This is a genomic window from Chlamydiales bacterium (assembly GCA_031292375.1).
Lineage (GTDB): Bacteria > Chlamydiota > Chlamydiia > Chlamydiales > VFKH01 > JARLHF01.
Map to the genome: position 1 here is coordinate 20041 of JARLHF010000006.1, position 10364 is coordinate 30404.

Below are 10364 nucleotides of genomic sequence, written 5' to 3' on the forward strand. Positions count from 1 at the left end.
CTATCTTGTTTGTTATTAGATTTTTTGATATAACCCTAACCGAGCTTAAGTCCTGGTTACTTAAAAACAAGGAGGTTAAATGAAAGTTTTAAATATAATATTGCAGCTTTATTGGCGTCTACAGTATCCTGTTTCCCTTCCAGAAGATGTTGCAAGAGCCCTTGGTATTCAAGCAAACAACAATCTTGTCTTTACAGATTTTATACGATTACTTACTAGCCCAACAACATCTCCTACAAAACTTGTAAAATATATGTCTCGATTGGATGCTGAGGCAACGTTTGGTTCAGCTCTTCGTAAAGAACGCTTTTCAGGGCATTCACTTTTTTCCTATTACTTTAATAAAGGCTGGCTTGGTTTTTATCTACAGTTTGACCAGCAATCACGTCTTAGACGAGTTTATGTACAGCATAGAGAACTTACTGCTGAACAGGGTTTAGAACTGCCTTTAAAGTCTAGCTTCTAGCATGAGGAAGAGGGGAAATTCCTCTCGGCATCTGTTTTCCATTTTGGCATTTTTGCCAACACTGATTTTATCAGATGCCCACTCCTCTATAGAAGAAATTACAAAGCCTTCTTCTTTAAGAAGTGTTGTATAGTACGAGATAGGAAAGTGAAAGGACCACGTGGTTTTAGATGAGGATCCTTGGCTTGGATTTGCCTGTAAAGGTATTTTTAAAGGAGTTAAGTAGCGGTTAACTCGTCTATATTGGAGCTTGTTATCATTGTCAATGCCCCATGAAGACTGTCTTGGAATGCGAAAACAAGGATGGTTCATAATTATGATGAGAGATCCTTTTTCTTGTAAATGAGCTTTAACATTTTTAAAGACTCCTTGGGGATCTTCCATATTTTGTAGGGCAAGTATAACTAACGCATGAGAAAAATCTTGTCTTTTTAGATTGAAGGGCTTAGTTGCATCAAATTGAAAATAAGTATGAAGAGAAGAGGTGTTATGCCGCTTTGCTGCCTGAATGAGAGCACTTGCTGCATCTACGCCAACATATGTAGCATGAGATGGCAAGCTTCTTGCAAGAACGCCTTGACCGCATCCGATATCTAAAAGAGTTGGATTTTGTATGTTTTCCAAATTCATCAGTTTTAGAAGACGAGGTAAAATAATGTTTTTGTGGTAATAATGTCCGTCCTCTCCAACTGTATTGTCGTACCATTTTGAGACTTCTTGCCAAGATGTATTGGATGATGTTTGAGAGCGAATAGGTTTATTCATGAAGAGCCATTGTTTTTTGAATCAGCAAAGCAGTATAGAGTATAAATAAATAATTATCAATAGCATTATTGTTAGCGTACTAAAAAGAGTTTATGCTACACTCTTCCAAACTGGATTTTTGGGTATATTATTATGGCCGTGCCAAAACAAAAGTTTCGAGAAATTGTTTTGTTGCTTCTTTATAGTTATGATCTTGCCGTCACAACAGAAGATGAGATGCAAGAGCTTGTGATGGAAACTTTAGAAGTAACAAAGAAAAATGTTAAAGAAGCCTTTGAGCGCATGCTTTTGGTTTTTGAGAAGATAGATCTTATTGACAAGCTCATTAGAGAAACATCTACAACATATGATCTTGGGCGTATTCAACGACTTGAAAAGAATGTGCTTCGTTTGGGTATATTTGAGATGCTCTATGACGACTCCATCCCAGAAAAAGTGGCTATTCATGAAGCTATGCGTCTTGCTCGCAAGTTTAGTACAAAGGAAGCAGCTTCCTTTGTAAATGCTTTGCTTGATACAATTTATAAGAAGTCTATTGGTGAAAAAGAAGATAATGAACTCTTAAGTGAAAGCACAGAAAAACTTTTGCAAAGTGAAGAAATTGCCAAAGAAGTTGCACTAAAAGATATTGCTGTGCCATTAGAAGAGACATGATTTCTTACGATGATTTTAAAAAGAATGAACTGCTTTCAAAGGTTTCTACTTTTCGTCTGGGTGGACCTGCAGACTATTGTATAGAGGCAAGAGACATCGAGACTCTCATACAAGTATTACATTTTTGTAAAAGCAATCATTTAGATTATTTTGTTATTGGAAAGGGTTCTAACTGTCTTTTCAGTGATCTTGGTTTTCGTGGTCTAGTTATTATCAATAAAATCGATTTCATGGAAGTTAAGAAAAATCGGTTTCGAGTGGGAGCGGGTTATAGTTTTTCTTTACTGGGCTCTCAGACAGCTCGTCTTGGATTTTCGGGGCTAGAGTTTGCTGCGGGTATACCGGCATCTGTAGGTGGAGCCGTTTTTATGAATGCGGGAGCAAATGGAAAGGAAGTGTGTGAGTCATTAGAAAGTGTCGAGTATGTCTCAAATGATGGAGATGTTCGAGTTTTTGAAAAAGATGAGCTTACATTTGGTTATCGAAAATCTTCTTTTCAAGAGATGAGAGGTGTAATTGTTGCAGCAACATTTAAGTTGGAAGAATGTAAGTTAGCAAGAGGCAGGCAATTAGAGATTATTCAATACCGAAAGAAAACCCAGCCTTTAAATGAGCCCTCAGCAGGATGTGTTTTTCAAAATCCTAAAGGCCAGAAAGAAGAGAGTTGCCTTTCTGCAGGCAAACTCATTGAAATGTCTGAGCTAAAGGGGATTTCACTAGGTGGTGTAAAGGTTTCTGAAAAGCATGCCAATTTTATTGTAAATACGGGGTCTGGTAGTGCTCAAGATGTTCTTAGGCTTGTTCAGCTTATAAAATCGCAAGTTAAAGAAAAGATGGGCATTGAACTAAGAGAAGAGATTCGCTTAATTGGAGAAAAAATTGAATTTTAAAGCAGATCTACATTGTCACACAACATGTTCAGATGGTTCTATGACGCCAAAAGAATTGTTGTATCATGCAAAAAAATGTGGACTTTCTGCTCTTTCCATTACAGATCATGACACAATCCAAGCTTATCAAGAAGCGCTTCTTGTGGCTTTGGAACTGAATATAGAAATGGTTTCAGGAGTAGAATTTTCTTCGCATTACAAGAATTATTCCGTGCATATTTTAGGCTATGCCTTTTCACTTGATAACAAAGAAATAGATGCTTTTTGTTCTAAACATCATGAAAGAAGGAATAAGAGAAATCTGGTTATTTTGGATAAACTAGCAAAACGCGGGATGTCTATTACAGAAGATGAACTTATAATTAATCCCGAAATGCCACCACATTCCGTTGGAAGGCCTCATATAGCGCAAGCGCTTTTGAGAAAGGGTTATGTTAGAACTATTCGTGAGGCATTTAATAAATATATCGGAGAAGGGTGTCCTTGCTATGCTGAAGGAGAATATTTTAGCGCAGAGGAGACTATAGATTATATTCATCATTCTGGTGGTCTTGCAGTGATTGCTCATCCACACTTAATTGGGGATGTGTCTGTTATTCAAGCTTTGACTTCAATGAATTTTGATGGTATTGAAGTTTATTATGCAAGATTTTCTGAAAGCGAGGTGGCAGGTTGGCTTCGTCTGGCTCATTCTAAAAATTGGCTCGCTACCGGTGGCTCCGACTTTCATGGAAGCGTAAAACCAAACATTGCTCTTGGCTCATCATGGGCCCCAGAAGAGACCTTTAGGGTTTTGCAAGCTCATTACAGGCGACATAAGAACAATACGCTTGGGGCTTTAGAATAGTTAATGCGTTTATGAAAAGAGGCTGACCAATTAAGAGGGTCTAAACTTTTTGCCCAAGTGAGTAAAAGCTCTTCTTCTTTTTCCCCCTCAAGATGCCCAGGATAACAAGTAATACTTATAAGCCCTAAGGGTTTAATGAGTTTTAAAGAACGTTCTAGGCTTATAAGTGTGGTTTCTTTTGTAGTTGTAATGGATTTATTGCCCCCCGGAAGGTAGCCAAGATTATACACTATAAGATCTATAGATTTTTCTTGAAGTTCATTTGGAAAGTTAGAGTGACATTGTTTGTAAAAGTGCACTCGCTTATAACTTTCCTTGTCTAAGTGAGAAGAGAGATGCGTTTTTGCTTGGTTGATAGCTGATTCTTGGATATCAAAAATATAAAGCGACCCTTGAGTATTGTTTAGAATTTTTTTGGCAATGAAAAGCGCATCGTGGCCATTGCCACAGGTTGCATCGATCACAGATGCCCCGATATATAGGTGAGACGTCCAATAAGAGTGCGCAAATGAAAGATGGGAAAATTTCATAGTTGTATAATTTCCTTAAATTCAAGAAAGAATTGACAATTGAAGTGTTAATCTACACACTATACACAAACAAGTTCAAAAACCAATTCTTGAACTTGTTTGTGTATACCTGTGCGTGTGTTAAGATCAACAAGGAATGCAAATGTTACTTCAATCGCCTAGTTTTAAGTCAGTAGTTGTAAATACAAATCCGAGCGAGTCTCTTAGCAAAAATCGGTTATCTAATCTGTATTCTCCTCATTTTTTACGCTCCTTAGAGTTTATATATGGAAGTGAGGGTATGATCTCTTCAGGAGGGACAGAACTTATAGATACTATGCTTGCAAATATTGAGCTTGAAGGCAAGAAAATATTAGATGTGGGTTGTGGGCTGGGTGGTGTGGATGTTTATTTGGCAAAAAAAAATGATGTAGAAATAACAGGAGTAGATTTCGAACCTTACATGATTTTGTGTGCGGAGAAATTATTAGAAAGGCATAGAGGGTATTTGAAGGGAAAAGTTTTTTTTCAAACTTTAAATAATCGTATTAGTCTTAAGGAATTCTCTGCAGATACTTTTGACCTTGTTTTTTGTAAGCAAATGTTTGCTCACTTGTCTGTTTTGGATAGACAAGCGTATTTAGAAGAAATGCATCGTGTGTTAAAACCAGGTGGAAGAATTGTAACAGAGGATTGGTTAGCACGCTCGCTTGATCTTACTGAATTTCTGAAAAAAGCCTTGGCTATTGACTCTGCAAAAGATGATGTACACATTGATAATGGATTTTGCTACCTAATTACTCCGCAAAAATATCAAGAACTAATTAAGCGTGCTAAGTTCAAGGATGTTATTTACACAGATATTTCTGATAAGCAAATTGTTTATACGCAAAGAGATATTGAGCGTATTAAAAGTGCTAAAGAAAAATTTTCTTCAGAGCTTGGTAGTGATGCTTATGATTTTAGAGTGAATGCATGGAGTCATTTTATTAGGGCTATGGAGCATGATGAAATTCTTTCTGGGATTTTTACAGCTATCAAATAACTTTATGCAAGAAGTCTATTGATAAAATTGGGGCGATTTCGTTATTATTCTGCCCTCTATCGGGGGTATTAGCTCAGTTGGTTAGAGCGCCACGTTGACATCGTGGAGGTCGGCTGTTCGAGTCAGCCATATCCCATAATTATACATAAATAAGTTCTATTAATGACCCCCCTAGATATCAAGAGACGCTCAACTGCAGAGCTTATGGCAATTGCTGTGCTGAGCTTGTTTCCAGATGCACAGTTGGCCGGAGGTAAGAGCCATGCGTTTGGATTTTTTTATGATTTTATGTTTTCAGGAACACCTGACGCACATTTTTTGCAACTTTTAGAAGAGCGTATGCGCTTTATTGCAAGTGAGGATAGGCTTGTACATTCCAAGACAATGATGCGCGAGAATGCAGCTATGTATTTTCGGCATAATAAGCAAAATATTCTTGCAGAGCGTGCTCTCAGCTTAGATACTAATTTGGTTTCACTGTTTTGTGTGGATGATTTTTGCGATCTTTGTAAAGAGCCCTATGTTAGGTCAACAAAAGATACGCTTTCCTTTAAGATCCAAGGAATGAAGCAAATTGGAACAAGTGATTTTAAAAAAATAATACGCATTGATGCTATTGCATTTGAAACGAAAAGCGAGATTAAAAAATTTTTAAAAAAGTTTGAGGATGCAAAGGCACGAGATCCCATACAGCTTAGTAAGGAGCTGCAATTCATTTCGGTTTTAGATGAGTTGGATGGGAAAATTATGCTTCAAAAAAAGGGTGTTATTTTTCTCAGAATCCTTCAAGACTTTTTTAGACATGAGTATGAAAATCATGGTTTTTCAGAAGAGATTACACCACGATTAGGGGATGCAAGGCTACTACAAAGGCTTGGTATTCGCAAAGAAAATATAGATGATTTTTTCTTGAATTCTTCATTAAGTGCGTGTATGCATGCTTGTAATTTTCAATCTGAAGAGCATTTAGAACTTTCGCTGCCGCTGCGCTATTTTGAATTTTATGATAAATATAATCTAAATATCGAAACAAGAGAGCCTTGCTTTTATGAAAAAGAGAGCGTTATAAGCGATATAGCAACAATTTTTTGTTCTCGCGCTCAAGTTCAAGAGGAAATTACTTGTCTCTTGCATTTCATTTTAAAAATCATTAAAATCTTTTCGATTGACCATGTTTTGTGTTTAAGTTCTGATAAAGCCCCTAGGGGTCATTCTCGCTTTTTTTGGCAAGAAGCACGAGGGATTTTACAAGAAGTATACGCAAATGTATCAAAGAAGGTAAATAGCCCTCTTTGCGAGGTTGTTGAAGAAGCAAGAGATGAGGCAGAGTTTAGAACGGGACCTAGATTGCAATTCTTTTTTAAGAATGCTTTAGGAAGGAAGGTGGAAGGGCCTTATATTGAGTTAAATACATTTTTTCCTGAAAAAATGGGGCTTACTTATATAGATGAAAAGAACAAGAAAAATGTGCCTTTTCTTGTTGCTGCTAATGTGTGTGGTTCTTTAGAAAGTTTAATGGCCCTTTTAATAGAACAATATGCGGGAATATTACCGTTTTGGATGGCTCCAGAACAGGTGCGTATTGTGTGTAGGTCGTGTGGAGCTTCTTCTATTTGCTATGCAGAGAAAGTAAGGAGAGAATTTTTACAGGCGGGAATAAGAGCTTTTGTAGATTGCTCTAAGAATAAGTCTGAGAATAAGTTAGAGCATAAAATACATGTAGCTCAATTAGAAAAAGTTCCTTATATTGTCTTGATAGATGATAGAGAAATAGAGGATGAAATAGTAAGAGAAAAGCAATTTATGATTAGAGGTTTAAATCAAAAAGAGCCTGTAAAAATGGAATTGAGTTGCTTTATCAAGAAATTAACAAAACTTGGCTCAAGTAATCTGGATGTTATAAATCAAGTCCAGTGAATAAACTTGATTGTTGAGAATAGAGCGGAGAATAAATTAACTTTGAGAATTAATAGAGAAATTCGAGCGCCGAAAGTTAGGGTAATAGGCCCAGATGGTGGCCAGGTTGGTATTATATCGGTTAGAGAAGCGCTTGCTCTTGCAGAAGAGTCAGGCCTTGATCTTGTTGAAGTTGTTCCAACAGCAGAGCCTCCCGTTTGTAAGATCATCAACTTTGGTAAGTTTCGTTATGATCAAACTAAACGAGAGAAGGAAAATAAAAAGGCACAGCATCAGATTAAAGTAAAAGAGATCAAGCTAAAGCCCAATATTGATAATCATGATTTTGAAACGAAGAAAAAGCATTTAAGGGATTTTATCGCGAAGGGGAATAAAGTAAAAGTTACTTGTACTTTTAGAGGTCGCGAGATGGTTCATACAGAAATTGGTGAGTCTATTGTTCGTAAGATGCTTGTAGATGTTGAAGATATTGCAACACCAGAAGCTCCTTTGAAAATGATGGGGCGCACTCTTACGACTGTGCTTGCTCCCGGGGGGAAAAAGAAGATAGAAACAACATAAATTCATTCTAATTTCTTGCAGAGATTAGGTGTTTTTGCGTATGATTCGTAACCCGAACGTTTGAGCCCTTATATGTCGGAGTATTAGGGGCTATGAGAACTTTATGAAAGAGTGATTTGAGGAGAAGTATCGTGCCGAAAATGAAGACGCGCAAAGCAGTTGTGTCAAGATTTAAAGTGACTGGAACTGGAAAGTTAAAAAGAGGACATCCAGAAAGACGTCATAATTTAACAAAAAAATCATCGAAGAGAAAGCGCCATTTGGCGACACCTGCTCTTGTAGATGAGGGTCAATTAAAGATGTATAAACGCCTTATGGGTGTTTAATTTAAAAAATAGTGGAGTTATACCATGGTTAGAGTTACAAATGCTCTGGCTGCACATAGACGTCGTAAAAGATTGTTCAAGTTAGCAAAAGGTTTTTGGGGAGATCGTAAAAACCACTTGAGACAAACTGGCGATGCTGTGATGAAAGCCTTGTCATATAATTATATTCATAGAAAGAAAAAAAAGAGTGATTTTAGAAGTTTGTGGATTATGCGCATTAATGTTGCTGCCAAGATGAATGGAATTTCTTATAGCAAGTTTATTAATGGCTTACAAAAAGCAGGATGTATGCTTAATCGCAAAATGCTTGCAGATATGGCCATAAGAGATCCGAATGGTTTTGCAGCCGTTGCAACACAAGCAAAGGGCGCACTTGCGTCTTAAGCTATGAGGAGCTAAGCCTCCTTGTACACTTCTTTGTGTATTAGCTTTAGTTGCCAAAACTTGCATTAATAAAGAAAGCTGCGGTGTAAAATTCGCAGCTTTCAAATTTTAGGTAGCGGATATGAATTCTTCTAAGGATAGTGCTAGCGAATCTTCTATTGCCTTGTTGCAGTCTTTAATTGCTGATATAAATCACGAAGTAGAAAGTGCTTTAAAAGAAATAAGAGAACTTAAGCAAGTAGAAGATGCTCGATTAAAGTTTTTGGGTAGGAAAGGGCCTATTCAGGCGCTCATGCTTCATTTAAAGCAGATTCCTGTAAGTGATAAACCACTTGCTGGCAAGCTGGTTAATGATTTAAAAGAGAAAGTTGAAAATTCTATTTTACATCTATCTGAAAAACTTTGTCTTTTAGAAGAAGCAAGTAGAATAGAGCAAGAATCTATAGATATAAGTTTGCCCGGAAGACGCAAATTTTTAGGACGTAGACATCCTGTTTTACAGATGCAAGACAAGGTCTTAGAAGTTCTTATCAGCATGGGTTTTTCTGTTCAATATGGCCCAGATATTGAATCAGACTATTACAATTTTGAAGCGCTTAATTATCCAAAAGATCATCCTGCAAGAGATATGCAAGATACTTTTTATATTTCTCCTGATATCTTGCTGCGTACTCATACAACAAACATACAGATACGTATTATGGAGATGATAAAGCCTCCTATTCGTATTATTTGTCCTGGTAATGTCTATCGCAATGAAGAAGTAACGGCAAGATCACATGTATTTTTTCATCAGGTAGATGGCTTATACATTGATAAAGGGGTTACATTTGCAGATTTGCTTGCGACTTTAGAGCAGTTTTATGCAAAACTCTTTGGTGATGATATTAGGACGAGAGTTCGTGCTAGTTATTTCCCATTTGTGGAGCCGGGGCTAGAAGTGGATATTCTTTGTGTGCTTTGTAAGGGAAAAGGATGTTCTACCTGCAAACATACTGGGTGGCTAGAAGTTGCGGGTGCTGGTATGGTTCATCCAGAAGTGCTTAAAAACAGTGGAATAGACCCTGAAGAATATTCTGGATATGCTTGGGGAATGGGTATTGAGCGGCTTGTAATGGTCCAAAAAGGCATTTCTGATATTAGAATGTTTACAGAAAACGATATGCGCTTTTTACAACAGTTTCCTTAAAATCAATATTTCTTGACGACAAACATCCCTTTACGTTATAAACTCCATTCGTTCTTTAAAAATCTATTAATCTGAGTTTGGGGTTTAAATTACTCAAGGTTAGAGGGGATTTTTGGATAATTTTTCAATCATTTTTGTGAAGTTCATATTCAAAAACTATAAACGAGCAAAAAAGATTGAAAAGTTACCGGAAGATCCCCAAGATTGAGTAATTTAAACCCAAAACTTAGGTTATTATCTTGGAAGAGTGGCAGAGTGGCCGATTGCGTCTGTCTTGAAAACAGAAGTCCTGCAAGGGACCGTGGGTTCGAATCCTACCTCTTCCGTTCCCTTCACAAAAATATGCAAAGATTTATACGTAATTGTAATTAATGTTGTATTATGCATAAAAGGTATAATAAAGCTTAATTTCGGGTTACTATATGCCAAGTCCTGATATACAATTACATAAAAAAACTCAAACAGATCTTTTCCAGAATTATGATGAAATACCAGAAAGGCGGGCTGAAAGTTTAATAGGCGGTAAGAGATATCAAACATCGGTATTAAAAAACAAAGAGATAGATCTGGGTGGCTTTGGAATTGATCCTCTATTAAATAACGCCAGCTCGATTTTCAACTATCTGCTAATCAATAACTTGAATAGTTAAAACACGGAGACGCGGAGACGCGGAGACTTATAATTTATCATTTATGATGCGGTCCAATTCACCCACATAGGTTACAGTTTGATTCACCAACATAGGTAACAGTTTTGTCTTTATGAGAGATAAAAATTCTAATCTTAAAGACATAAACTGATTCACCAACA

13 protein-coding genes and 2 tRNA genes are annotated in these 10364 nt (G+C 36.8%); 13 read left to right on the forward strand and 2 right to left on the reverse strand.

All coding sequences use genetic code 11. The annotated features are described in order from the left end of the window. Positions 1 to 79: 79 nt before the first annotated feature. Positions 80 to 466, forward strand: coding sequence for a hypothetical protein (locus P4L16_01285; GenBank protein ID MDR3623756.1), 387 nt, complete (start codon positions 80 to 82; stop codon positions 464 to 466). On the opposite strand, the gene P4L16_01290 is transcribed toward P4L16_01285, so the two are convergent. Continuing rightward, the gene (locus tag P4L16_01290; GenBank protein ID MDR3623757.1) at positions 449 to 1231 is read right to left on the reverse strand and encodes a class I SAM-dependent methyltransferase; all 783 of its coding nucleotides are present in this window, start codon (positions 1229 to 1231) and stop codon (positions 449 to 451) included. The genes P4L16_01285 and P4L16_01290 overlap by 18 nt on opposite strands. Positions 1232 to 1363: 132 nt before the next feature. On the opposite strand from P4L16_01290, the gene nusB reads away from it, so the two are divergent. Genes nusB through P4L16_01305 form a run of 3 tightly spaced genes read left to right on the forward strand, consistent with a single transcriptional unit; the run spans position 1364 to position 3622 of the window. After that, positions 1364 to 1885 (forward strand): transcription antitermination factor NusB, encoded by a 522-nt coding sequence (gene nusB / locus P4L16_01295; protein ID MDR3623758.1) that lies wholly within the window; start codon positions 1364 to 1366, stop codon positions 1883 to 1885. Further along, on the forward strand, positions 1882 to 2775 hold the full coding sequence (gene murB / locus P4L16_01300; protein MDR3623759.1) for a UDP-N-acetylmuramate dehydrogenase: 894 nt from the start codon (positions 1882 to 1884) through the stop codon (positions 2773 to 2775). The genes nusB and murB overlap by 4 nt, the downstream gene beginning before the upstream one ends. Continuing rightward, complete coding sequence (locus P4L16_01305) at positions 2765 to 3622, forward strand: PHP domain-containing protein (protein ID MDR3623760.1); 858 nt, start codon at positions 2765 to 2767, stop codon at positions 3620 to 3622. The genes murB and P4L16_01305 overlap by 11 nt, the downstream gene beginning before the upstream one ends. Here the strand turns inward: P4L16_01305 and P4L16_01310 are convergent. Next, positions 3580 to 4152, reverse strand: coding sequence for a class I SAM-dependent methyltransferase (locus P4L16_01310; protein ID MDR3623761.1), 573 nt, complete (start codon positions 4150 to 4152; stop codon positions 3580 to 3582). The genes P4L16_01305 and P4L16_01310 overlap by 43 nt on opposite strands. Positions 4153 to 4294: 142 nt before the next feature. Between P4L16_01310 and P4L16_01315 the strand changes: the two genes are divergently transcribed. The 9 genes from P4L16_01315 (at position 4295) to P4L16_01355 (ending at position 10203) form a co-directional block, all read left to right on the forward strand. Then, positions 4295 to 5176 (forward strand): methyltransferase domain-containing protein, encoded by an 882-nt coding sequence (locus tag P4L16_01315; GenBank protein ID MDR3623762.1) that lies wholly within the window; start codon positions 4295 to 4297, stop codon positions 5174 to 5176. 62 nt (positions 5177 to 5238) lie between these two features. Next, a tRNA-Val gene (locus P4L16_01320) sits at positions 5239 to 5312 on the forward strand. Positions 5313 to 5338: 26 nt separating this feature from the next. Continuing rightward, complete coding sequence (locus P4L16_01325; GenBank protein ID MDR3623763.1) at positions 5339 to 7093, forward strand: His/Gly/Thr/Pro-type tRNA ligase C-terminal domain-containing protein; 1755 nt, start codon at positions 5339 to 5341, stop codon at positions 7091 to 7093. A 42-nt stretch (positions 7094 to 7135) separates the two neighbouring features. Then, positions 7136 to 7654, forward strand: coding sequence for a translation initiation factor IF-3 (gene infC / locus P4L16_01330; protein ID MDR3623764.1), 519 nt, complete (start codon positions 7136 to 7138; stop codon positions 7652 to 7654). A 131-nt stretch (positions 7655 to 7785) separates the two neighbouring features. Then, positions 7786 to 7980 (forward strand): 50S ribosomal protein L35, encoded by a 195-nt coding sequence (gene rpmI / locus P4L16_01335; GenBank protein ID MDR3623765.1) that lies wholly within the window; start codon positions 7786 to 7788, stop codon positions 7978 to 7980. 24 nt (positions 7981 to 8004) lie between these two features. Next, positions 8005 to 8364, forward strand: a complete 360-nt coding sequence (gene rplT, locus P4L16_01340; protein ID MDR3623766.1) for a 50S ribosomal protein L20 — start codon at positions 8005 to 8007, stop codon at positions 8362 to 8364. A gap of 121 nt (positions 8365 to 8485) precedes the next feature. Continuing rightward, complete coding sequence (gene pheS, locus P4L16_01345) at positions 8486 to 9553, forward strand: phenylalanine--tRNA ligase subunit alpha (protein MDR3623767.1); 1068 nt, start codon at positions 8486 to 8488, stop codon at positions 9551 to 9553. Positions 9554 to 9794: 241 nt separating this feature from the next. Continuing rightward, positions 9795 to 9879 (forward strand) — tRNA-Ser (locus P4L16_01350). A gap of 96 nt (positions 9880 to 9975) precedes the next feature. Further along, the gene (locus P4L16_01355; GenBank protein ID MDR3623768.1) at positions 9976 to 10203 is read left to right on the forward strand and encodes a hypothetical protein; all 228 of its coding nucleotides are present in this window, start codon (positions 9976 to 9978) and stop codon (positions 10201 to 10203) included. The last annotated feature ends 161 nt before the right edge of the window (positions 10204 to 10364 follow it).